At 72.0% G+C, this 23,930-nt stretch carries 17 protein-coding genes; 13 read left to right on the top strand and 4 right to left on the bottom strand.

What is annotated here, in order from left to right:
• Nucleotides 1-66 precede the first annotated feature (66 nt).
• The 3 genes from ACWCV9_RS24825 (at nucleotide 67) to ACWCV9_RS24815 (ending at nucleotide 5,027) form a co-directional block, all read left to right on the top strand.
• The gene (locus tag ACWCV9_RS24825; protein WP_450789641.1) at nucleotides 67-2,109 is read left to right on the top strand and encodes an IucA/IucC family protein; all 2,043 of its coding nucleotides are present in this window, start codon (nucleotides 67-69) and stop codon (nucleotides 2,107-2,109) included.
• A 36-nt stretch (nucleotides 2,110-2,145) separates the two neighbouring features.
• Entirely contained in the window at nucleotides 2,146-2,805 is a 660-nt protein-coding gene (locus ACWCV9_RS24820; RefSeq protein WP_450789639.1) for a GNAT family N-acetyltransferase, read from the top strand.
• Between the two features lie 248 nt (nucleotides 2,806-3,053).
• On the top strand, nucleotides 3,054-5,027 hold the full coding sequence (locus tag ACWCV9_RS24815; protein WP_450789637.1) for an ATP-dependent DNA helicase: 1,974 nt from the start codon (nucleotides 3,054-3,056) through the stop codon (nucleotides 5,025-5,027).
• Nucleotides 5,028-5,181: 154 nt separating this feature from the next.
• Here ACWCV9_RS24815 and lexA read toward each other — a convergent pair whose 3' ends face one another.
• Entirely contained in the window at nucleotides 5,182-5,961 is a 780-nt protein-coding gene (gene lexA / locus ACWCV9_RS24810; protein WP_450789635.1) for a transcriptional repressor LexA, read from the bottom strand.
• Nucleotides 5,962-6,526: 565 nt separating this feature from the next.
• Here lexA and nrdR point away from each other — a divergent pair.
• A complete protein-coding gene (gene nrdR / locus ACWCV9_RS24805; RefSeq protein WP_450789633.1) occupies nucleotides 6,527-7,078 on the top strand; it encodes a transcriptional regulator NrdR in 552 nt (183 codons plus the stop codon).
• 164 nt (nucleotides 7,079-7,242) lie between these two features.
• On the top strand, nucleotides 7,243-10,134 hold the full coding sequence (locus ACWCV9_RS24800) for a vitamin B12-dependent ribonucleotide reductase (RefSeq protein WP_450789631.1): 2,892 nt from the start codon (nucleotides 7,243-7,245) through the stop codon (nucleotides 10,132-10,134).
• Between the two features lie 70 nt (nucleotides 10,135-10,204).
• On the opposite strand, the gene ACWCV9_RS24795 is transcribed toward ACWCV9_RS24800, so the two are convergent.
• Nucleotides 10,205-10,738 carry a TerD family protein gene (locus ACWCV9_RS24795; RefSeq protein ID WP_385840410.1) on the bottom strand — a complete coding sequence of 178 codons (534 nt, stop codon included), beginning with the start codon at nucleotides 10,736-10,738 and terminating at the stop codon, nucleotides 10,205-10,207.
• Nucleotides 10,739-10,892: 154 nt separating this feature from the next.
• On the opposite strand from ACWCV9_RS24795, the gene ACWCV9_RS24790 reads away from it, so the two are divergent.
• The 5 genes from ACWCV9_RS24790 (at nucleotide 10,893) to ACWCV9_RS24770 (ending at nucleotide 14,950) form a co-directional block, all read left to right on the top strand.
• Nucleotides 10,893-11,498 carry a YdbC family protein gene (locus ACWCV9_RS24790; protein WP_450789628.1) on the top strand — a complete coding sequence of 202 codons (606 nt, stop codon included), beginning with the start codon at nucleotides 10,893-10,895 and terminating at the stop codon, nucleotides 11,496-11,498.
• A 106-nt stretch (nucleotides 11,499-11,604) separates the two neighbouring features.
• A complete protein-coding gene (locus ACWCV9_RS24785; RefSeq protein WP_450789626.1) occupies nucleotides 11,605-12,264 on the top strand; it encodes a histidine phosphatase family protein in 660 nt (219 codons plus the stop codon).
• Between the two features lie 12 nt (nucleotides 12,265-12,276).
• A complete protein-coding gene (locus ACWCV9_RS24780; RefSeq protein WP_450789625.1) occupies nucleotides 12,277-13,188 on the top strand; it encodes an ADP-ribosylglycohydrolase family protein in 912 nt (303 codons plus the stop codon).
• Between the two features lie 361 nt (nucleotides 13,189-13,549).
• Nucleotides 13,550-14,251 carry a ribonuclease HII gene (locus ACWCV9_RS24775; protein WP_450789623.1) on the top strand — a complete coding sequence of 234 codons (702 nt, stop codon included), beginning with the start codon at nucleotides 13,550-13,552 and terminating at the stop codon, nucleotides 14,249-14,251.
• Nucleotides 14,252-14,320: 69 nt separating this feature from the next.
• Nucleotides 14,321-14,950, top strand: a complete 630-nt coding sequence (locus tag ACWCV9_RS24770) for a hypothetical protein (RefSeq protein ID WP_450789621.1) — start codon at nucleotides 14,321-14,323, stop codon at nucleotides 14,948-14,950.
• A 417-nt stretch (nucleotides 14,951-15,367) separates the two neighbouring features.
• Here the strand turns inward: ACWCV9_RS24770 and ACWCV9_RS24765 are convergent, their stop codons facing one another.
• Nucleotides 15,368-15,988: a hypothetical protein gene (locus ACWCV9_RS24765; RefSeq protein ID WP_450789619.1), complete on the bottom strand. Its 621-nt coding sequence runs from the start codon at nucleotides 15,986-15,988 to the stop codon at nucleotides 15,368-15,370.
• A 268-nt stretch (nucleotides 15,989-16,256) separates the two neighbouring features.
• Nucleotides 16,257-18,413, bottom strand: coding sequence for a RecQ family ATP-dependent DNA helicase (locus ACWCV9_RS24760; RefSeq protein WP_450789617.1), 2,157 nt, complete (start codon nucleotides 18,411-18,413; stop codon nucleotides 16,257-16,259).
• Between the two features lie 142 nt (nucleotides 18,414-18,555).
• On the opposite strand from ACWCV9_RS24760, the gene ACWCV9_RS24755 reads away from it, so the two are divergent.
• From ACWCV9_RS24755 to ACWCV9_RS24745, 3 genes are all read left to right on the top strand, one after another.
• Nucleotides 18,556-20,205, top strand: coding sequence for a DUF4192 domain-containing protein (locus ACWCV9_RS24755; RefSeq protein WP_450789615.1), 1,650 nt, complete (start codon nucleotides 18,556-18,558; stop codon nucleotides 20,203-20,205).
• An 863-nt stretch (nucleotides 20,206-21,068) separates the two neighbouring features.
• The gene (locus ACWCV9_RS24750) at nucleotides 21,069-23,018 is read left to right on the top strand and encodes a glycogen debranching N-terminal domain-containing protein (RefSeq protein ID WP_450789613.1); all 1,950 of its coding nucleotides are present in this window, start codon (nucleotides 21,069-21,071) and stop codon (nucleotides 23,016-23,018) included.
• A gap of 140 nt (nucleotides 23,019-23,158) precedes the next feature.
• Complete coding sequence (locus ACWCV9_RS24745) at nucleotides 23,159-23,917, top strand: NUDIX hydrolase (RefSeq protein ID WP_385840423.1); 759 nt, start codon at nucleotides 23,159-23,161, stop codon at nucleotides 23,915-23,917.
• The last annotated feature ends 13 nt before the right edge of the window (nucleotides 23,918-23,930 follow it).

Raw genomic sequence — 23,930 nt, 5'->3', positions numbered from 1 at the left:
CCCACCCCGGTCACCGGTCATCGGGGACCGGCGAGCGAGCGGTCGCCCACAGCCCCAGGAGCCGTCATGAACACCACCACCCCCACACCCGGCGGCCGCCCCGACACCAGCACCGCCCCGGCTCCCCTCGCAGAACCCCTCCAGCCCGAGCCCGCACGGCCGTCATCCCCGGCCGCCGAGCTGGTTCCGCCGCGCCCGCGGCACGAGCCCGAGCCCCCACGGCTCGCAGACCCCGCCGCCGAACCGGTCCCACCCCACCCGCGGCACCAGCCCGAACCCCCACGGCTCGCAGACCCCGCCGCCGACCCGCTCGATCACCCCGATCCCCTCCTCGCAGCCCAGGCCGCCGCCGTGGAGAACCTTCTGCGCTGCTGGGTACGCGAGACGGACCTCCCTGCACCCGCAACCCACACCCTCCACATCCCGCTGCCCGCCAGCGCCACCTCCCTGCTGGTCCCCGTCCGCCACTGGTCCCCGACGGGCTGGCACCGCTTCGGCGCCCCCCGTTTCGCCGACGCCCCGGAAACCGCCCCGCCCGTCGACGCCGTCACCCTCGCCGCACTGCTCGCCAGGGAGACCACCCCCGCCGACCCGCCGGGCGCCGCCCATCCCGCCGCCTCCCGCCACGGCGAAGACGGCGACCACGGCGACCTCGTGGCCAGAGTGGCCGACTCCCTCCGCCGCACGGCCACCTTCATCCGTGACCGGCGTGCACACCCCACCGACACCCCCGACCTCTTCCTCAGCGCCGAACAGGCCCTCCTCCTCGGCCATCCCCTGCACCCGACCCCCAAGAGCCGGGACGGTCTGACCGCATCGGAAGAGCGGCTCTACTCACCGGAGTTGCGCGGCTCCTTCCCCCTGCACTGGCTGGCTGTCGCCCCCTCCCTGCTCGCCGCCGACTCCGCCTGGACCGAACGCGGTCGTCCCGTACCCGCCGACCACCTCACCCGCCGTCTCGCCGGAACCGAGCTGCCCCTCCCCGACGGGTACGCCGCCCTGCCCCTTCATCCCTGGCAGGCGCGCGAGGTACGGCACAGGGAAGCCGTCGCGGCCCTGCTCGACTCCGGGCTCCTGCGGGACCTGGGCCCACACGGCCCCGCCTGGCACCCCACCTCCTCGGTGCGCACGGTCCACCGGTCCGGCGCCTCCGCGATGCTCAAGCTGTCGCTGGGGCTGCGCATCACCAACTCCCGCCGGGAGAACCTGCGCAAGGAACTCCACCGCGGAGTCGAGGTACACCGACTGCTGCGCGCCGGTCTGTTCCAGGAGTGGCAGGCCGCACACCCCGGCTTCGACATCGTCCGCGACCCGGCCTGGCTCGACGTCGACGGGCAGGACGGTCTTCCCGTGCCCGGCCTCTCCGTGATGATCAGGCACAACCCCTTCGGCCCGAGCGACGACGCCGGATGCCTCGCCGGACTCGTCTCGCCCCGTCCCCTCGCCGGTGCAGCCGGCACCACGCCACCGCGGCAGGCCCCCTGGCGCATGCGGTCCAGGCTCGCCCGGATCACGACGCGGCTCGCCGCGCGCACCGGCCGGCCCGTCGGAGCCGTCGCCGCGGAGTGGTTCCTGCGCTATCTGGAGCACGTGGTCCGCCCCGTGCTCTGGCTGGACGGCGAGGCCGGCATCGCGCTCGAAGCCCATCAGCAGAACACCCTGGTGCTGCTGGACGCCGACGGCTGGCCCACCGGCGGCCGCTACCGCGACAACCAGGGCTACTACTTCCGCGAGTCCCATCGCGCCGAACTCGCCACCCGGCTGCCCGGTATCGGCGACCACAGCGACACCTTCGTCTCCGACGAGGTCACCGACGAGCGCTTCGCCTACTACCTCGGCATCAACAACGTGCTGGGTCTGATCGGCGCCTTCGGCTTCCAGCGCCTCGCCGACGAGCGCCTGCTCCTCGCCGCCTTCCGCCGCTTCCTCACCGACCTCCTCTCGGGGCCCGATCCAGTGCGCACCTCCCTGCCCGCCGTCCTGCTCGACTCACCGGTCCTGCGCTGCAAGGCCAACCTGCTGACCCGGCTGCACGGTCTGGACGAACTCGTCGGCCCGGTCGACACCCAGTCCGTCTACGTCACCATCGCCAACCCCCTCCATCCCTGAACGCCGACACCGCCGACACCGCCGAGAGGAGTCCCCATGCCGCCCACCGACGCGAGCCCCGGTGCCGCCTCCCGCCTGCCCGCCGAGCCCGTCACCCCTGCCGCCGATGAGGCAGCCGGACTCCTCGACCACCTCTGGGCATGGGGGCCGACGCCCACTCCCGCAGGCTTCTTCCGGCTGGCCCCCGTCCGCATCGACCGCGACCTGCCGCTCATCCACCGCTGGATGAACGACCCCGCCGTGGCGGAGTTCTGGGAGCTGGCCGGTGCCCGGCACCGCACGGAAGCCCACCTGCGTGCGCAACTCGACGGCGACGGACGCAGCGTGCCGTGCCTCGGGATCCTGGACGGCACCCCCATGAGCTACTGGGAGATCTACCGGGCCGATCTCGACCCCCTGGCCCGCCACTATCCGGCTCTTCCCCAGGACACCGGCATCCACCTGCTCCTGGGCGAAGCGGCCGACCGGGGCCGGGGGCTGGGGACAGCCCTGATCCGAGCAGTGGCCGACCTCGTCCTCGACCGGCGCCCCGCATGCGCACGGGTCGTGGCGGAACCCGATCTTCGCAACACCCCCTCCGTCTCCGCGTTCGTGAGCGCGGGATTCCGTATCGCCGCCGAGGTCGACCTGCCCGGCAAGCGGGCCGCGCTCGTGATGCGTGACCGGGACCGACCCCCTCGTCGTAGCGGTCGGTGATTGATCCGTCACACCTAGTACGAACGGCGATCCAGGCGGGTTCCCTGGATCCCGAACATCTCTCAAAAAAATTTCCGGCCCGAGCCGGCCCCCTCGCCTCACCGCATCCCACCCGCCGCCTCTCGCCCCCCACCCCTCGCCTCCGCCCCTCCTCCCCACCGTCCCCCCAGGAGCCGGTCAGTGATCGCGTCCCCCGTCCCCTCGGTGATCCCCCGTTTGTCAGTGCCGGGCCGTAGGGTGGTCGGGCTATGACGAAGCCCTCACTCTCCGAACTCCTGCATGCCGCTGTCACAGCCGTCGGCGGCACGGAGCGCCCCGGCCAGGTGACCATGGCCGAATCGGTCGCCGAGGCGATCGATGACGGATCCCATCTGCTGGTGCAGGCCGGCACCGGCACCGGAAAGTCGCTGGGCTATCTCGTGCCCGCGCTCGCGCACGGAGAACGGGTGGTGGTCGCGACGGCCACCCTCGCCTTGCAGCGTCAGCTCGTGGAGCGCGACCTGCCACGCACCGTCGACGCCCTGCATCCGCTGCTGCGCCGCCGTCCCGAGTTCGCGATGCTCAAGGGCCGCTCCAACTACCTCTGCCTGCACCGGCTCCACGAGGGCGTGCCGCAGGACGAGGAGGACGGCCTCTTCGACCAGTTCGAGGCCGCCGCCCCCACCAGCAAGCTGGGCCAGGACCTGCTGCGGCTGCGGGACTGGGCGGACGAGACGGAGAGCGGCGACCGGGACAATCTCACCCCCGGTGTCTCGGACCGCGCCTGGGCGCAGGTGTCGGTGTCGTCGCGGGAGTGCCTGGGCGCGACGAAGTGCGCGTACGGCGCCGAGTGCTTCGCGGAGATGGCCCGGGAGCGCGCCAAGCTCGCCGAGGTCGTGGTGACGAACCACGCACTGCTGGCCATCGACGCCATCGAGGGCGCGCCGGTGCTGCCCCAGCACGAGGTGCTGATCGTGGACGAGGCGCACGAACTCGTCTCACGGGTGACCGGCGTGGCCACCGGTGAGCTGACCCCCGGCCAGGTCAACCGGGCCGTGCGCCGCGCGGCCAAGCTCGTCAACGAGAAGGCCGCCGACCAGCTCCAGACCGCCGCCGAGGGCTTCGAGCGGCTCATGGAGCTGGCCTTGCCCGGCCGCCTGGAGGAGATCCCGGAGGATCTCGGCTACGCCCTGATGGCGCTGCGGGACGCCGCCCGTACGGTGATCTCCGCGATCGGCGCCACGCGCGACAAGTCCGTCCAGGACGAGGACGCCGTCCGCAAGCAGGCGCTGGCCTCCGTGGAGACGGTGCACGACGTGGCCGAGCGCGTGCTGAACGGCTCGGAGTGGGACGTCGTCTGGTACGAGCGGCACGACCGCTTCGGCGCCTCCCTGCGCGTCGCCCCCATGTCGGTCTCGGGCCTGCTCAGGGAGAAGCTGTTCGCGGACCGTGCCGTGATCCTCGCCTCGGCGACGCTCAAGCTGGGCGGCGACTTCAACGGCGTCGGGGCCTCGCTCGGCCTCGGCCCCGAGGGGGCGGAGGGCGATGATCTACCCAAGTGGAAGGGCATCGACGTCGGCTCGCCCTTCGACTACCGCAAGCAGGGCATCCTGTACGTCGCCAAGCACCTGGCGCGCCCCGCCCGTGACGGCGAGCGCACGGACATGCTGGACGAGCTGACCGAGCTGATCCAGGCGGCCGGCGGACGCACTCTCGGACTCTTCTCGTCGATGCGGGCCGCCCAGCTCGCCGCCGAGGAGCTGCGCTCGCGGATCCCGGAGTTCCCGATCCTGCTCCAGGGCGAGGAGACGCTCGGCGAACTGATCAAGAACTTCTCCGCCGATCCGAAGACCTGTCTCTTCGGCACGCTGTCCCTCTGGCAGGGCGTGGACGTGCCGGGTCCCAGCTGTCAGCTGGTGGTCATGGACAAGATTCCGTTCCCGCGGCCCGACGATCCACTGATGAGCGCCCGGCAGAAGGCGGTCGAGGACGCGGGCGGCAACGGCTTCATGGCGGTGGCCGCGACCCATGCGGCCCTGCTGATGGCCCAGGGCGCCGGCCGTCTCGTACGCGCGTCGGGCGACCGGGGCGTGGTCGCCGTACTGGATCAGCGGCTGGCGACCGCGCGGTACGGCGGTTATCTCAAGGCGTCGCTGCCCGACTTCTGGTACACCACGGACCGTAACCAGGTCCGCAAGTCGCTGGCCGCCATCGACGCGGTGGCGAAGGCGGAGCAGAAGTGAGTCCGGGGGTGGTCCGACCGGTGACGGTCGGACCACCCCCGGACAGGTGCGTGACCGGCCCGTCGGGTGGGGTGAAACGCAGGACCCCGGAACCGGCGCAGGGGTTCCGGGGCCCGGTCAGGGAGCGAGCCGGCCGGCCCGCCCGCCGCGGCTGTCACACGCGGCGCAGCACGGCGACGACCTTGCCGAGGATGGTCGCGTCGTCACCGGGGATCGGCTCGTAGGCCGAGTTGTGCGGGAGGAGCCAGACATGGCCGTCCTCGCGCTTGAAGCGCTTCACGGTGGCCTCGCCGTCGAGCATGGCGGCCACGATGTCGCCGTTCTCGGCGACCGGCTGACGGCGGACCGTGACCCAGTCGCCGTCGCAGATGGCGGCTTCGATCATGGAGTCGCCGACGACCTTGAGGACGAACAGTTCGCCGTCACCGACGAGCTGGCGGGGGAGAGGGAAGACGTCCTCGACGGACTCCTCCGCGAGAATCGGGCCACCGGCCGCGATACGGCCGACCAGCGGGACGTACGACGCGGCGGGCTTGCCGGCGGTGTCCGTGGGCTGCACGGTGACGGCCTGGTCCGAACCGCGCACCTCGTACGCGCGCGGGCGGTGCGGGTCGCGGCGCAGGAAGCCCTTTCGCTCGAGGGCCATCAGCTGGTGCGCGACCGAGGAGGTGCTGGAGAGGCCGACGGCCTGGCCGATCTCGCGCATCGACGGCGGGTAGCCCCGACGCTGCACGGAGTCCCTGATGACCTCGATCACCCGGCGCTGCCGGTCGGTGAGCCCCGAGCTGTCCGCTCGGATGCCTGGAGGTCGCCCCGGCAGAGAGCGCTTGTGCGCCTCGGGATTCATGGCTTCGTTCATCGCGTGTACCGGCTCGACTCGGCCCTGGGAGCGGTCCTGGGCGGTGATGGTGGCACTGTCTGCGGTCGTGGTCACGTCGGCCCCTCTCGATGGTCTCCCTGCTGCACAACGGTAGATGCTTTCGAAAGGTTGCGCCAAACACACGTTCGAGTGAAAAAGTGCGTTTCACCTGACGTGATCATGTGTCTGGGTGTAATGGCTAACGCGGTGCCTGGCGGACAAAAGCGTGCATCGTTGTACTCTTCACCGCCGGGATGGGTGACCTCGTGGGCCGTTTCCCCAGTCTGCCATCCGGACTCCGGTCCGCCCGGATCCGGGCCCTCTTCTGTGCCGGAGTCCTACGGCTCCTCCGTGCGGCGCCCACGCTATCTCCGCAAGCGCCACAGCGGCACGGCTCTGTGTCCGCGTGTCCGGTGCGCCGCCGCCGGCACCCTGGGACCGGCCGCTTCACCGCGACACGCGCGCCGGCCTCGCTGAATGAGTCGATCCCCACATCTAGTGGTTGGATGGCTACCGCGGCCCACAAATTGTGGTCCCCCCGGTCTGAGCCGGGCCCGCGATCGCCTATGCTTAGGGCTGCTTCGCGGGGCCTTTGGGTCCGGTGAGGTTCTTGAGTCTGCTGTGAGGAGGGTTGGAGAACATGCACTGCCCCTTCTGCAGGCACCCCGACAGCCGCGTGGTCGACAGTCGTACGACCGACGACGGCACGTCGATCCGCAGGCGCCGCCAGTGCCCCGACTGCTCCCGTCGTTTCACGACCGTGGAGACGTGCTCGCTCATGGTGGTCAAGCGGTCCGGAGTCACCGAGCCTTTCAGTCGTACCAAGATCATCAATGGTGTGCGCAAGGCATGCCAGGGACGGCCTGTCACCGAGGACGCGCTCGCCCAGCTCGGCCAGCGGGTCGAGGAGGCGGTGCGGGCCACCGGGAGCGCCGAGCTGACCACCCACGATGTGGGGCTGGCCATACTCGGCCCGTTGCAGGAGCTGGACCTCGTCGCCTATCTGCGGTTCGCCTCGGTCTACCGGGCGTTCGACTCGCTCGATGACTTCGAGGCCGCCATCGCGGAGCTGAGGGAGGCGACGCGAGGACCCGCCGCGGACGAGGAAGACGCGGACCCGGGGAGCCAGGAAGACGATCGCGGGTCCGCGGGAACCACTTCGGTTCCCCTGCCCGCCCACGCCGCCGACTGACCGGCGGGCCGGAAACCGGGGGGAGACCCGGGTTCCGGCCGCGAGGCGGCGACCGAAGACCTGTTGCGGGTGGCAGCTGAGGGTGCCCGCAACACAGACAGAACACCGTGCCACGGGAACAAACGGGGCACTTCAGGGCGTTTTTGCCCGTACAGGGAGGCGGCATGACAGAGACGGCGAGCGGTCCGGCGCGAGGTTCCCGAGCCAAGGGCACCAAGGCGGGTAGCAAGGGACTGCACATCGAGCGCATCCACACCACCCCCGGCGTACACCCGTACGACGAGGTCTCGTGGGAGCGCCGTGACGTCGTCATGACCAACTGGCGCGACGGCTCGGTCAACTTCGAGCAGCGTGGCGTCGAGTTCCCCGACTTCTGGTCGGTGAACGCGGTCAACATCGTCACCAGCAAGTACTTCCGCGGTGCCGTCGGCACTCCGCAGCGCGAGGTCAGCCTCAAGCAGCTGATCGACCGCATCGTGAAGACGTACCGCAAGGCCGGTGAGGACTACAAGTACTTCGCCTCGCCCGCCGACGCCGAGATCTTCGAGCACGAGCTGGCGTACGCCCTCCTGCACCAGATCTTCAGCTTCAACAGCCCGGTCTGGTTCAACGTCGGCACCCCGCAGCCCCAGCAGGTCTCCGCCTGCTTCATCCTGTCCGTCGACGACTCCATGGAGTCGATCCTCGACTGGTACAAGGAAGAGGGCATGATCTTCAAGGGCGGCTCCGGTGCCGGCCTGAACCTCTCCCGCATCCGCTCCTCCAAGGAGCTGCTCTCTTCCGGCGGCAACGCCTCCGGTCCCGTCTCCTTCATGCGCGGCGCCGACGCCTCCGCCGGCACCATCAAGTCCGGTGGCGCCACCCGCCGCGCCGCCAAGATGGTCGTGCTCGACGTCGACCACCCCGACATCGAGGACTTCATCGAGACCAAGGTCAAGGAGGAGGAGAAGATCCGCGTCCTGCGCGACGCGGGCTTCGACATGGACCTGGGCGGCGACGACATCACGTCCGTCCAGTACCAGAACGCCAACAACTCGGTCCGCGTGAACGACGAGTTCATGAAGGCGGTCGAGAACGGCACCGGCTTCGGCCTGCGCGCCCGCATGACCGGCGAGGTCATCGAGGAGGTCGACGCCAAGGCGCTCTTCCGCAAGATCGCCGAGGCCGCCTGGGCCTGCGCCGACCCCGGCATCCAGTACGACGACACCATCAACAACTGGCACACCTGCCCCGAGTCCGGCCGGATCACCGCGTCGAACCCGTGCAGCGAGTACATGCACCTGGACAACACGTCCTGCAACCTGGCCTCGCTGAACCTGATGAAGTTCCTGAAGGACGACGGCAAGGGCCACCAGTCCTTCGAGACCGAGCGCTTCCAGAAGGTCGTCGAGCTGGTCATCACCGCGATGGACATCTCGATCTGCTTCGCGGACTTCCCGACCCAGAAGATCGGCGAGAACACCCGCGCGTTCCGTCAGCTCGGCATCGGCTACGCCAACCTCGGCGCCCTGCTGATGGCCACCGGCCACGCGTACGACTCCGACGGCGGCCGCGCCCTGGCCGGCGCCATCACCTCCCTGATGACGGGTACGGCCTACCGCCGTTCCGCGGAGCTGGCCGCGGTCGTCGGCCCGTACGACGGCTACGCCCGCAACGCCGACGCCCACAAGCGCGTCATGCAGCAGCACGCCGACGCCAACGGCAAGGCCGTCCGCATGGACGACCTGGACACCCCGGTGTGGGCCGCCGCCACGGAGGCCTGGCAGGACGTCGTCCGTCTCGGTGAGAAGAACGGTTTCCGTAACTCGCAGGCGTCCGTCCTCGCCCCGACCGGCACCATCGGTCTCGCGATGTCCTGCGACACCACCGGTGTCGAGCCCGACCTGGCTCTGGTGAAGTTCAAGAAGCTGGTCGGCGGCGGCTCGATGCAGATCGTCAACGGCACCGTGCCGCAGGCCCTGCGCCGCCTGGGCTACCAGGAGGAGCAGATCGAGGCGATCGTCGCCCACATCGCCGAGAACGGCAATGTGATCGACGCCCCCGGCCTCAAGCACGAGCACTACGAGGTGTTCGACTGCGCCATGGGCGAGCGCGCCATCTCCCCGATGGGCCACGTCCGCATGATGGCCGCGATCCAGCCGTGGATCTCCGGCGCCATCTCCAAGACGGTCAACATGCCGGAGACGGCGACCGTCGAGGAGGTCGAGGAGATCTACTTCGAGGCCTGGAAGCTCGGCGTCAAGGCGCTCGCGATCTACCGCGACAACTGCAAGGTCGGCCAGCCGCTCTCGGCCAAGAAGAAGGAGACCGAGGAGAAGAAGGCCGAGCAGCCCGCGGCCGTCGAGCCCAAGGTCGAGAAGGTCGTCGAGTACCGCCCGGTGCGCAAGCGCCTCCCGAAGGGCCGCCCGGGGATCACCACGTCCTTCACGGTCGGCGGTGCCGAGGGCTACATGACCGCCAATTCGTACCCGGACGACGGTCTCGGCGAGGTCTTCCTGAAGATGTCCAAGCAGGGTTCCACCCTCGCGGGCATGATGGACGCCTTCTCCATCGCCGTCTCCGTCGGCCTCCAGTACGGCGTGCCGCTGGAGACGTACGTCTCGAAGTTCACCAACATGCGCTTCGAGCCGGCCGGTATGACGGACGACCCGGACGTGCGGATGGCGCAGTCGATCGTCGACTACATCTTCCGCCGCCTGGCGTTGGACTTCCTGCCCTTCGAGACCCGCTCCGCGCTCGGCATCCACTCCGCCGAGGAGCGTCAGCGTCACCTGGAGACCGGTTCCTACGAGCCGGCCGACGACGAGGTCGACGTCGAGGGCCTGGCCCAGTCGGCGCCGCGCACCCAGGAGCTGAAGGCGGTCGCCACGCCGAAGGCCGAGACCGAGGCGGCCCAGCCCGCCCCGAAGCAGGCACACACCAGCGCCGAACTGGTGGAGATGCAGCTGGGCATCCAGGCCGACGCCCCGCTCTGCTTCTCCTGCGGTACGAAGATGCAGCGGGCCGGTTCCTGCTACATCTGCGAGGGCTGCGGCTCGACCAGCGGTTGCAGCTGATGACACGCCGTTCCTGAAGTAAGGGGCGCCGGCCATGGCCGGCGCCCCTTACCCGTGCACGGCCTCGGCGTCAGGGCTGGTGCGCCCGGCCCATCACCCGGGTGAAGGCAGCCGGGTCCTCGTCGAAGCCGTGCACCCCGGGACGGAAGGCCCAGTCACCGGACTCGTCCCGTACGAACTCGGCGATCGTGGCCGCCGTGGCGTCGGCAACCGACCCGAAGTCGTCCGCCGCCAGTACCGTGTAGCCCTCCCGGACACGCAGGGCGGGGTTCAGGACCTCGGCGAACGTCCGGCGTCCGTAGCGCTGCTGGATGACGACACCGACCACCGCGCGCGCGTACCGGCCGTCCAGGCGGTCGAGTTCGAGGGTCATGACCTCGTCCCAGCCGAAGCCCCTGCCGTCCGTGCTGTCCCGGTCCAGGAATATGGTGCCGTCCGGTGAGCGGCTGTCGAAGTGCACCAGATAGGCCGGTGGCCCGTAGGCGTCGCCCGAGACGAACGTCGCGGCGATGATGTCCAGATCGGTGGGCGGCTGACCCGCGGGACTGGGATCCCACTTCACCCCGACCTCGACCTTGCGGATTCCCTTGCTGAAGCCGGTCACCAGGCCTCCCCTTCCCCCTGTGGGCTCCCTCGTCCCCCAACTCCCGTGAAGCCAGGGCTGCTTGTCCATCGTGCCACGTGCGCGGGGGCGCACGCGCGGGCGATCTCCGCCGGAGCGTGACCGACGCCACGCCCGGTGGCCTTACGATGGCGCGGTGCTGGTCAAGTGGATTCGCTGCACCGTGGTGGACCGCCGCGGCTTCGAGCGGGGGCAGCGGAAATGGGCGGGGCTTCCGGGGGAGCCGGGTTTCAGGGGACAGGGCGGAGGGTGGAGCCGGCAGCGGCCGGGGGTCGCGCACATCTTCGCCTTCTGGGAGAGCCGTGCCTTCTACGACTCCTTCATGGCCCGCTCGCACGACCGGCTCGCGGCCGCCCAGACCGGCACGTTCAAGGACGCCCAGACCAAACTCTTCGAGTACCGCTTCGACGTGAAGACGGGCTTCGAGCCGCGCTTCACCGACACCGACCTGATCCGGGTGGCCCTGTGCCGGGTGCACGAGGAGCGCGTCGAGCACTTCACCCTCATGCAGGAGAAGGTCTGGAACCCGGCGATGGCCGGTTCCCCCGGCATGATCCGCGGCATGTTCGCCGAGGCGCCCGAGCATGAGTTCCTGATCCTGTCGATGTGGCGGTCGGCCGCCGAGCACGGCAAGTACCGCACCGAACGCGTGGAGCGCCTCGCCCTGCGGGCCCAGACCGAGGCGGACATCGCCGCACTCTCGGGTGACATCGTGGACCTGGAGCCGACCTGGACGGTCTGAGGGCAGCCCCGCGGGTTGGAAAATCCAACCCTGCTTCTGTGTGACCTACGCCGTATGGACCCCGTACGAGTGCTCGACCATGCGCCGTTCGATCTAGGGTTTTGGCATGGCACGACCACGGCGCATCGTCCTTGTCCGGCACGGCGAGTCGACGGGCAACATCGACGACTCCGTGTACGAGCGGGAGCCCGACCACGCGCTCGCCCTGACCGAGCGCGGCTGGAGGCAGGCCGAGGAGACCGGCAAGACGCTCCGCGAACTCTTCGGCCGGGAACGCGTGAGCGTGTACGTCTCCCCGTACCGCCGTACCCACGAGACGCTCCGCGCCTTCCACCTCGACCCGCAGCTGATACGCGTCCGCGAGGAGCCCAGACTGCGCGAGCAGGACTGGGGCAACTGGCAGGACCGCGACGACGTGCGCTTGCAGAAGGCCTACCGCGACGCGTACGGCCACTTCTTCTTCCGCTTCCCGCAGGGGGAGTCCGGCGCCGACGTGTACGACCGGGTCGGCGGCTTCCTGGAGAGCCTGTTCCGCAGCTTCGAGGCCCCCGATCATCCGCCGAACGTGCTCCTGGTGACGCACGGGCTCGCGATGCGGCTGTTCTGCATGCGCTGGTTCCACTGGACCGTCTCCGAATTCGAGTCGCTGTCGAACCCGGGGAACGCCGAGATGCGCATGCTCGTTCTGGGAGACGACGGCAAGTACACCCTTGATCGGCCGTTTCAACGCTGGCGCGAGCCGGTGCCCTACTGGATTGGCGGATAAAGTGGCAGAGCGATGACCGCTGACCTCTCTTCCCTCGGGCGCCTGGAGCGCGCCCTGGCGAGCCTGCGCGGCCTGGCCGTGGGGGACGCCCTGGGCTCCCAGTTCTTCGTTCCGGCGAACCACTCCCTGCTGAAGCGGCGCGAGCTGCCCGCGGGGCCCTGGCAGTGGACGGACGACACCGAGATGGCCTGCTCGGTGGTCGCCGTCCTCGCCGCTCACCACCGCATCGACCAGGACGCGCTGGCCCGCTCGTTCGCCGAGCACCATGACTTCGACCGGGGCTACGGCCCTGCGGTCAACCGGCTGCTCCGGCTGGTCCGCGAGGGCGAGGACTGGCGGGAGCTGGCCGCCGGGCTCTTCCATGGCCACGGCTCCTGGGGCAACGGGGCGGCCATGCGGATCGCCCCCCTGGGCGCCTGGTACGCGGACGACCCCGAGCAGGCCGTCCACCAGGCGGAGATCTCCGCGTATCCCACGCACCAGCACCGTGAGGCCGTGGTCGGGGCCATGGCGGTGGCCGCGGCCGCCGCGCTGGCCGGTTCGCCGGACGGCCCGCCCATCCCGGAGGCGCTCCTGGACGGAGTCGTCGCCCTGGTGCCCAAGAGCGCGGTCGGCCAGGGGCTGCGCCGCGCCCGGGACATGCTGGACTACGGCGACGCGGCCACCGTCGCGGCCGTGCTCGGCTGTGGACGGCGTACGAGCGCGCACGACACCGTTCCCTTCGCCCTCTGGTCCGCGGCCCGGCACCTCGGCGACTTCGAGACGGCGTTCTGGACGACCGCCCAGGTGGGCGGGGATGTGGACACCACCTGCGCGATCATGGGCGGCATCCTCGGTGCGACCAAGGCCGGAGCGCCGCCCGCCGAATGGACGCAGCGGACCGAGGCCCTCCCGGACTGGGTGCCGACGGGATCCGGCGGCTGAACTCCCGACGCACTGGTTCACGAATGCGATCAGTTGGAGTGGACGCTGCCAAGGCTCCGCTCGGCGGGTGGAAGGCTTTGTTCAAGGTGTCCTGGCCAAAGCCCTGGGAAGTAAGGGCATTTGGCGCCTTCGGGGCGCGCGACAGGTGGGTTTCCTGTCGCCGCTACGACCGTGACGGCACGCCGGGTAAATGTGTGCATCAGTGAATGCGCTGACCCGTGACCGCAGGGGTGTGACCAGCGGGTCGGCGCCCCTGCCGCCGCCGGCCCGAGCGTTCCCGGAGTCCGCTTCGGCCCTCTCGGAACCGGTGGGGAGACCGGGGTGTCGCGGGCCGATCCCGGCGGCGTACGCTAAGGGCGCCATGCCGTACGAACCTCCTACTCACACCGTCGAGCGCTCTCTTCGCGCCACGACCGGAGCCAAGGTCATTGCCGGTGTCGACGAGGTGGGGCGCGGCGCCTGGGCCGGGCCTGTCACCGTCTGCGCGGCGATCACCGGACTTCGCCGGCCGCCCGAGGGCCTGACCGACTCCAAGCTGCTGACGCTCAAGCGGCGCACGGAACTCGCCGAGATCCTCCGGACCTGGGTCACGGCCTATGCGCTGGGGCATGCTTCCCCCGAGGAGATCGACGACCTGGGGATGACGGCCGCCCTGCGGCTCGCCGCGGTCCGCGCTCTGGACGCCCTGCCGGTCCGCCCCGAGGCCGTCATCCTCGACGGGAAGCACGACTATCTCGGTGCCCCCTGGCGGGTGCGTACGGTGATCAAGGGCGATCGGTCCTGCGTGGCCGTCGCAGCGGCGTCGGTGATCGCCAAGGTTCAGCGCGACAAAATGATGGCCGAACTGGGTATCGACCATGCAGACTTCGGATTTGCGGACAACGCCGGGTATCCGTCGCCCGTGCACAAGGCCGCACTGGAGGAGCGGGGGCCCACCCCGCACCACCGCTTGTCGTGGGCGTATCTTGATGCGTTGCCTCAGTGGCGGCACCTCAAGAAGGCCCGCAACTGGGCGGACGGAAGCGTTCCGGAAATCGAAGGTCAGCTCGGCTTCGATTTCTGACCGGTTCCGCTCGCACTGATGTGCCACCCGGCCATCCGCGCCGCACCAACGTTTGATAAATATCAGCTCATGCCTCTCATTCCCGAGGAGCCTCAGATTCACGAGAGTGCCCAGGGTCCCCGCGCCACGCCGGCCAGTGGCCGCACCGCGCCGACCCCCCGCCCCGTACCCGGCCCCCGCCCCGCGGCTCCGGCCCGCCCCGGTCGTCCCGGCCCCCTGCGGCCGACGCCGCCGGTGCAGCGCACTCCGCGTGACGTGGCTCCGGCCAATCCGGGCCCGTCCGGTCCGGCCGCTCCCGCCGCCGCTGCGGCCCCGCAGATCCAGCTGATCCCGGCCTCGGCCGAGGGTGCGCTCGACGCCGCCGACGAGGCGGTGGACCTGCTGCTGGACTCGGGTCGCGCGCCCGGCGACGTCCTCGTGCTCACCACTGGTGCCCAGCACCCGTGGGCCGAGCACGAGCTGTCCTTCGGCGAGGCGTCCTACTGGGCGCAGCACGACGCCGGTGACGACGTCTTCTACGCGGACGGCGCCCTCGCCGCCCGTGCCGCCTCGCGCCCCGTGGTCGTCGTGGCGGTCAACGGAGGCCCCACCTCCGCAGCTGCCACCACGCTTCCGCTCGCCCACGCCCGGGCCGGTGCGCTGCTGATCGTCTGCGGTGACCCGCAGCAGATCAACTCGGTGCTGGGCGCCGGCGTCTGAGCCGCTCCCGGCACCCCAGGGTGCCGGGATGACGCAGGGGCTGCTCCGGCGATATGCGCACGGTGCGGCTTTCCGCGTGCCCGGACGCCGGGCGGCTGCTCCACTCCGGGCGGTCCGCCGGCGGATCCCGGCGATACGACCGGGTGGTCGTGCGGAGCCCGGGTACGGCACTGACACGTGCCGTGCCGGTCCGCGCGGCCCGGGGCGGCACGTCCGGTCCCTGTGCGTCGGTCGGTTCACCCCGCCCGGCTGCGAGCGGCGAAGCTGCGGGGCACGGTGTGCGGATGCCGATGCCGGCCGGGCCGGACGCCCGTACCGGGTGGCTGTGCACGGCGGCGGGCTCACGACCCGGCCACCCTGCCTTTCCGTACGCCCTCCTGGTCCCGTACGGCCGCCCGGAGCCCGGTGCGGTGTCCCTCAGCGGGCCGCCGCGCGGCGCAGCACCTCGGACATCGGGCCGCCGGTGCGCGGTGCGGACGGCGGAGCCTCCGACGTGGCGAAGGGCTCCGGCGCGGAGTGGGCGTGGGGGCGGCGGCCACCGCGCCCCTCACCGAGCACCTGCCACCCGTCCTGGGTCAGCGTGATGTAGGCACCGCAGCGCAGCCCGTGCAGCGTGCAGGCGTCGCGCAGCCCCCACATCCAGGCACCGTCCTCCTCCGTCCAATGTCCTTCGCCCTCACGGCAGTAGAGCAGGACGGCGGTGCGCACCGGCGCCCGGCGGCGCAGGTCGTGCGGGATGATCCGGCGCAGCTGGGCGAGCAGCGCGTTGCGGAACATCCAGCCGTCGGCCGGCGCGGTACGGCGGGTGAACGAAGCGCTGGCACACAGCCGTTCATCCGGATCCAGCACGGCCACGATCGCCGTGGACGGCTGCGGGTGATGGCGGGCGTGCAACCCGCTGACGACCTCACGGGGGTTGCGCAGCAGGGGGATTCCGGCGGCGGCCCACTCGGCCGGCTCGAGCAGGCGACTGGCGGAGGCGGCGGACGCTGGCGTCGACAACGAGGCCGCCGAGGACGAGGCGAATCCGAAGGTCACGTTCCTCCCTTCGGCTACGCGCCCACACTGGGGGCGAGGTCGGATTCGGGGGAGCCCGCGCCGCAGCGAAGCCCAACCGGACCACGGACGAACCGTGCAGGGAGCGGATCTCAATTCTTCCTGTCGAACGTGGATGCGGCAACGAGCAATTGGGGCCACCGTCTGTTATCTGATGGTGCGGGGTTTATATCCCTACCCACAGAGCCGGCTGACGACGCCTGAGGCGCCTCGGCACAGCACCTCAGGCCGCAGCGGACTGTCGGCGGGGTCAGCCCTGGACTGCGAGGACCAGCGGCAACACCGCGCGCGCACCGGATCTGCGCAGCCGGCGGGCCGCGACCGTGAGGGTCCAGCCTGTCTCGGTGAAGTCGTCGACCAGCAGTACCGGACCCTGCGCCGAGGCCAGGGCCGACGCCAGGTCGGGCGGCACCGTCAACGCCCCGTCGAGGGCCTTCAACCGCTGTGCGCTGTTGCTGCGCGGCACCCGCGGCGTGTCCTCGGCGTACTCCACGGAGCCGAGCAGCGGCAGCCGCCCGATCTCGGCGATCCGCGCCCCGAGGGAACGGATCAGCAGGGGACGGCTGCGCGAGTCGACGGTGACCACACCCACCGGCCGTTCCTGGGCGTCCGGGGCCCCGGACGCCCAGCCGCCGGGGCCCTTGGCCCAGTCCGCGAGGACGCCGACCACGGCTCGTGCCACGTCGTCCGGCACAGGAGCGTCCGCCGCCTGCGGCGCGAACAGAGGACGCAGCCGATTGCCCCAGCCGATGTCCGAGAGACGGCCGAGAGCCCGGCCCGGCGCGGCCTGTTCACCGGCCGGGATACGGCCCTTGAGGTCGATGCCGATGGCCAGCAGCCCAGTCGGCCACATCCGGCGGGGCTCCACCTCCACCCCGGCGCGGCCCAGGTCGCTGCGCGCGGCGTCCAGGGCCACGGCGGACGTGTCGACGGTGAAGCGCGGCCCGGCGCAGTTGTCACAGCGACCGCAGGGCTTGGCGCCCTCGTCGTCCAGCTGACGCTGAAGGAACTCCATCCGGCACCCGGTCGTGCTGGCGTACTCGCGCATCGCCTGCTGCTCGGCCGCGCGCTGCCGGGCCACCCAGGCGTAACGCTCCGCATCGTACGACCAGGGCTGTCCGGTCGCGGTCCAGCCGCCCTTGACGCGGCGCACCGCTCCGTCCACGTCGAGCACCTTCAGCATCGTCTCCAGACGGGAACGACGCAGCTCCACCAGGGGTTCCAGAGCAGGCAGCGACAGGGTCCCGTCCGCCCGGGCGAGGACGTCCAGGGTGCGCCGGACCAGGTCCTCGGAGGGAAAGGCGAGCGACGCGAAGTACTCCCAGATCGCCTCGTCCTCCTTGCCCGGCAGCAACAGCACCTCGGCGTGCTCGACACCGCGGCCGGCCCGGCCGATCTGCTGGTAGTAGGCGATGGGGGAGGCGGGCGAGCCCAGGTGCACCACAAAACCGAGGTCGGGCTTGTCGAAGCCCATGCCGAGCGCGGAGGTGGCGACGAGCGCCTTGACCCGGTTGGCGAGCAGGTCCTCCTCGGCCTGCTGCCGTTCGGCGTTCTCCGTCCTGCCGGTGTACGAGGCGACCGTCTGCCCGCGCTGCCGCAGGAAGGCCGTGACCTCCTCGGCGGCCGCGACGGTCAGGGTGTAGATGATGCCGGAGCCCGGCAGCTCGTCCAGGTGATCGGCCAGCCACGCCATCCGGTGCGCCGCGTCCGGCAGCCGCAGCACACCGAGACTCAGACTCTCCCGGTCCAGCGGTCCGCGCAGCACCAGGGCGCCCGACGTGCCGCCCGTGCCGAGCTGGTCGGCGACGTCCGCGGTGACGCGGGCGTTGGCCGTGGCCGTCGTGGCCAGCACGGGGACGCCCGGCGGGAGTTCACTCAGCATCGTCCGCAGCCGCCGGTAGTCGGGCCGGAAGTCGTGGCCCCAGTCGGAGATGCAGTGGGCCTCGTCCACCACCAGCAGCCCGGTCGCCGCGGACAGCTTCGGCAGGACCTGGTCGCGGAACTCGGGGTTGTTCAGGCGCTCCGGGCTCACCAGCAGAACGTCCACGTCACCGCGCTCGACCTCCGCATGGATGGAGTCCCACTCCTCCGGGTTGGCCGAGTTGATGGTGCGTGCCCGGATCCCGGCGCGGGCCGCCGAGTCGACCTGGTTGCGCATCAGGGCCAGCAGGGGCGAGACGATCACGGTCGGGCCGCTGCCGCGCCGGCGCAGCAGAGCGGTGGCGACGAAGTACACCGCGGACTTGCCCCAGCCGGTGCGCTGCACCACCAGGGCGCGCCGGTGCTCCTTCACCAGGGCCGCCACCGCCTGCCACTGATCTTCCCGCAGCCGCGCCGAGCCTCCGGGGTCCCCGACGAGTTCGGCGAGGATGGCATCGGCTTCGGCGCGCAGTTCCAGGTCGTCCATGGCTCCATGCAACCCGATGCCACCGACAATCAGCCACCAGGCCGGTCACGGCTGTGGACAACCGCCCGGCGCTTGTCGTGTCCCTGATTCGACTTATCCACAGGCTCAAGCGGAATCTCAAGATCCGCGAGATCGTCGGCGCATGACGAATCACGGCGAAACCACCGGACCCCTCGAAAACAGCGACATCCCGGGCCCCGAGCCGCTGGCCGGACCCTCCACGCACGAGACACAGGTCACCCTGCGCACCCCGGGCGAACTGGCCGACGCCCTCCCCTATCTCCTCGGCTACCGCCCGGAGGACAGCATGGTGCTGGTCGCCCTGCACGACCGCGGCGGCCGCGGCACGCTGGGCGGACGGGCCAGGCTCGGCATCCCCGCCGACGAGGCCGACTGGCCGGCGGCGGCCCGGCAGCTCGCCCACGGCCTGGTCACCGGCAGCGAGCGGCGAGGCGCCAGGCCCGAGCAGATGGTGGCCTACGTCTGCCAGGAACCGGGCCCCGGCGAGTCGGGCCGGGACGTCAAGCGACGACTCGGGAAGCTGGCCGAGCTCATGCGCACCGCGTGCGGAGACCTCGACGTGCCCGTCGCCGAGGCGCTCTGCATCTCCGACGGCCGCTTCTGGTCGTACTGCTGCCCGATCCCGGGCTGCTGCCCCGAGGACGGCTCGCCGATGGGCCTCCCCGGCACCTCCGTCCTCGCGGCCGCCGCCACCTACGCCGGTATCCAAGTGCGCGGCACCCTCAAGGAGTTGCATGCCCGGCTGCAACCCTGGCAGACCAGCGCCGCCCTGGAGCAGGAGATCGCCCTGGACGCGGCCGGCCTGACCCTGGTCCCCCGCATCCTCGACGAAGCGACCCGCCCGGACGTCGCCGCGCAGACCCTCGCCCTGGCCGAACGGATCATCCACCGCTACGCCTCGGCCACACCCGTGTCCGGTATCCACCCGGCGGACCTGCGCGACGACGACCTGCTCTCGGACGACGAGGCGGCGGCGCTGATCCTCGGCCTCCAGGACCGCACCACCCGCGACAAGGCGGCCGCGTGGATGGAGGGCGAGGAGGCGGTCCCGGCGCTGCGGCTCTGGCGCGCCCTCGCCCGCCGCTGTGTCGGCCCGTACGGCGAGCACGCCGCCGCGCCGCTGACCCTCGCCGGCTGGGTCGCCTGGTCGACGGGTGACGAACTGGAGGCACGCGAAGCCCTGGCCATGGCCCTGGGCGCGGACCCCGACTATCTCTTCGCCCGCCTGCTGCACCAGGCCTGCAACGAAGGTCTCGACCCCGAATCCGTCCGCCGCTGCCTGCGCGCCGAACGCCAGGGGCGCACACCGGCCGACGACGCGGAGCCCGAGCCGGCCATGGACCGGGCCCGCCTCGAGCCGCCGGCGCCCGAGGACACCACGTCCAGGGCGGACATCCGGGCGGCCGACACGGGTGCCGACCCGGACCTGGACAAGGGGCCGGCAGATGTGACGGGACCGATCGCTCCGGCCGCCGCCCAGGGCGGACGAGGCGGGGCCGACCGGACGGGGCAGGCCGGCGCAGCGGGCACCGTCCGACGGCGCCGCGCTCGAGCCGCCGGCGGCGGTGACGGCGTCCACCGGGCCCGGGAGGCCGACGGCCGGCGCCCGGCCGGCGCCCACCCCCGGCCGTCTCCGACCGCACCCTCGCGCCCCGGCACCCGGCGTCTCGGCGGTACACACACGCGTGCCGTGGGCAGGGGCGAGGGCACGACCGAGATCGCCCCCTCGGCGGACGGCGACGGCCGCCGCACGCCGGAGGGAGACGGATGAGGGTCCGGTGGGGCAAGGACGGACTCCGGACCATGCTGAGGAAGGCCTGCCCGCACGGGCCGGCCGTCGCCGGAGCCCGTGCCCCCGGTCTCCTGTCGGCCGTCGGCGGAGCCCGTGCCCCCGGTCTCCTGTCGGCCGTCCGAAGCCTGCGCGTCCCGAGGATCCTGCCGGCCGGGCACAGCCCCCACGTGCCGAAGACCCTGCCGACGGTCCTCCGGTGCCGTCGGGGGAGCACCTCGCAGATCTCCCGCAGCTGCCGCTTCTCGGGCGCTCTGCTGGTCGCCCCCCGCCGCCTCCTGGGCGCTCTGCTGGTCGCGCGCAGTCCCCGGCTCTCGGGCGCCCCGCCGGTCGCCCGCGCGCACCGGCTCAGCGCCTCCGTGCTCCCCTCGCGCCGCGATGCCTGTGTGCTCCCCGCACCCCGCCATTCGGTCGGCTTCCTTCGCCCGAGCCGTGACCCGGACGAGTCCCCTGCCGTTCACCTGAGTGGCGGAACGCCTGGACGGCCTCTGCCGCCGTACGACCCTTGTCCCCCGGGGCGTCCCACCGGCGGCCCGGCACGTCCGCAGCGGACCGAGCGCAGAAGAAGCCACCTCATGCACCAGCAGCCGACGCGGCCCTCCGCCGACGACGGACGCCCGCCTCCGGGCCGGCGGGCGCCATTCCCCGCGGACGGTGCCGGCACCGCGCCGGAGACCACCGCTCCGCAGAGCAGCGGCACCCCGCTCCGGCCGCCCCCGCAACCGTGGCCGGGCCCCCGCTCCGACAGCCGGGCAACGCACACCAGGCCCGGGCCCACACCCCCCAGCGGACTCCGCCGGCCCGCCCAAGCCCCGTCGGCCCACCCCGCACCGGGCACCCGAGCTGTGCCCGCGCTGCCGCCCACACACACCGCGCTGATCTGCGTCGCCCTGCCCGGCCTCGCCGTCTCCGGTGAGTCGGGCCAGTTGGACGGCCGGGGGCTGGACGGGTTCTACCGAGGCGGAAGGCGGCTGCTCTCCCGGTGCCAGGTCCGCGTAGCCGGCCGCGAGCCGCTCGCGGTGCAGGCCAGGATGGCCGGTGCCGACAGCGCCCGCTTCCTGGGAACGCTCCGGGTCTCTCCGGCAGCCGGTCCCGACCCGGACGTCGTGGTGGAGCGAACACGCCACGCGGACGGCACCGAACGGATCACGCTGCGCAACGCCGCCCTGCGCCCGCTGCGGCTGCCCGTCGAGGTCGCCCTCGGTACGGACCTCGCCGACCTCGCGGCCATCGCCTCCGGCAGGGCAGGCCCCGAACTCCCCGCCAGCGTCCACGACTCGGGCCTGCGCTGGGCCTCAGGGGGTGTCACCGCCTGTGTCACCAGCGCCCCGCCGCCCGCCGACGCCCTGGCATCGGCCGGCCTGCTGCGCTGGGAACTGGACCTGCCCCCGGGTGCCACGGCCACCGTGGAACTCCGGGTGCGACCCGACGGCGCGGGCCCGCTGCGAGCCGCGGGGCAGGCCGCGACCAGCCCGCTCGCCGAGGCCCGCGCGACCGGCGACGACCCCCGGGCGGGCTCGTTGCTGCACACGGCGATCGCCGACCTCAGAGCCCTGCTCCTGCGGGACCCCGCACACCCCGCCGACACCCATCTCGCCGCGGGCGCCCCCTGGCGCTGCGGCATGGCACCCGCCGAGGCCCTCGCCGCGGCACGCATGGCCCTGCCCCTCGGCACCCGGCTCGCCGCCGGCACTCTGCGCGCCCTGGCCCGCACCCAGCTCACCGGGCCGGGCCCACAGGCCGGGCTGATCCCCGGGCCCCGGCGGGACGCGGGACCGTTCCTGCCGCCGGGCTGCACAGGCACGGAGGCCACACTCCTCTTCCCCGCCCTGCTCGCCGAGGCCCGCCGCTGGGGGCTTCCCGAACAGGAGACGAGAGAACTGCTGCCCGCGGCCGAACGCTGTCTGACCTGGCTGCGCACCGCCGTGGGCGACGGCCCCTACCTGCCGGACCCGCAGCCCGCTGGCCCGATCCGCTGCGAGACCCAGGCACACGCCCATCGCGCGGCCGTACTCGGCGCCGATCTCCTCGACGCGTACGACAGACCCGGCGCCACGGAGTTACGGCAGTGGGCCGAGGCCCTGCGCGCAGCGTTCCGGGCCGGGTTCTGGGTCGACGACCACGGCGGCGGACGCCCGGCAGCCGCCCTGGCCCCGGACGGCCGCCCCGCTCCCCACCTGGGCTCCGCCGCCGTACACCTCCTCGACACTGGCCTGCTCGGTTCGGGCCGGCTCGCCCCCGGCCTGCTCGACAAGGCACAGACCGAACACCTCGCCCGGCTGCTCGGCAGCCCCGCTCTGGACGCGGGCTGGGGAGTGCGGGGGCTCGGCGCCAAGGAACCGGGTCACAACCCCTTCGGCCACCGGACCGGGGCCGTACGGGTGCAGGAGACCGCCGTCGCGGTCGCCGGACTGGCCGCCGCCGGCTACGAGAAGGAGGCCGGCGGCCTTCTCAAGGGACTGTTGGAAGCGGCAGAACACTTCGGTCACCGGCTGCCCGAGATGTTCGCCGGTGAACAGCGCACCGCCGGGAGCGCACCCGTCGCGCACCCGGCCGCCTGCCGGCCGGCGGCCACAGCAGCGGCCGCCGCGGTCCTCATGCTCACCGCCTACGCCGGTATCCGCCCCGACACCCCGGCCCGGACGGTCACCCTGCGCCCGATGCGCAGCGCTCCGCTCGGCGAACTCAGTCTGGCGGGCCTCCGGGTCGCGGGCGCGCCGTTCGCCGTACGGATCAGCCGGCTGGGACTCGCCATGGTCGAGGAGGCGGCGGACGGACTCCAACTAGGAGCGTGATCACCCACCGACCGGACCCTCACCTCGTACGACGAGAGCCGACGCGGGAACAGGAGACCACCCTGCACCTCATACCGGAACCCGGCGGAACCACCACCGAAGGGTGTGTTTATCGTCAGGAAGACGACTATGATCACGGCATGCCCTACGACCCGTCAGCCTTTCCGCCCTTCGCCGTGACCGTGGACCTGGTCGTGCTGACCGTACGCCGCCATGCCCTGTGCGCGCTGGCGGTGCGCAGGGGCGAGGCCCCGTTCCAGGGGCGGTGGGCCCTGCCCGGCGGCTTCGTACGGGCGGACGAGGACCTCTCCCAGGCGGCGGCACGGGAACTGGCGGAAGAGACCGGGCTGTGCGCACACGGTCCCGCCGCCCCGGCCCAGGACAACGGGGCCCACCTGGAGCAGCTTGCCACCTACGGCGACCCGAAGCGGGACCCGCGGATGCGTGTGGTCAGCGTCGCGCACCTCGCGCTCGCGCCCGACCTGCCCGCACCGCGCGCGGGAGGCGACGCCAGCAACGCACGCTGGGCACCGGTCGAGGAACTGCTCCAGCAGGGCGGTTACGGCCGTGACGGCGAGCCCGTCGCGCCGCTCGCCTTCGACCACGCCCAGATCCTCGCCGACGGGGTCGAGCGGGCCCGGTCCAAGATCGAGTACTCGTCGCTGGCCACCGCGTTCTGCCCGCCCGAATTCACGGTCGGCGAGCTGCGCCGGGTCTACGAGGCGGTCTGGGGCGTGGCCCTCGATCCGCGCAACTTCCACCGCAAGGTCACCGGCACACCCGGGTTCCTCGTCCCCACCGGGGGTACGACCACCCGGCAGGGCGGCCGGCCCGCCCAGCTCTTCCGCGCCGGCGGGGCGACCCTGCTCAACCCCCCGATGCTGCGTCCCGAGGTCTGAGGGTGATGGCGGC

The organism is Streptomyces sp. NPDC001606 (assembly GCF_053596835.1).
Note: the sequence above shows the minus strand (reverse complement) of the source record. Positions and strands in the feature narration are given on the sequence as shown.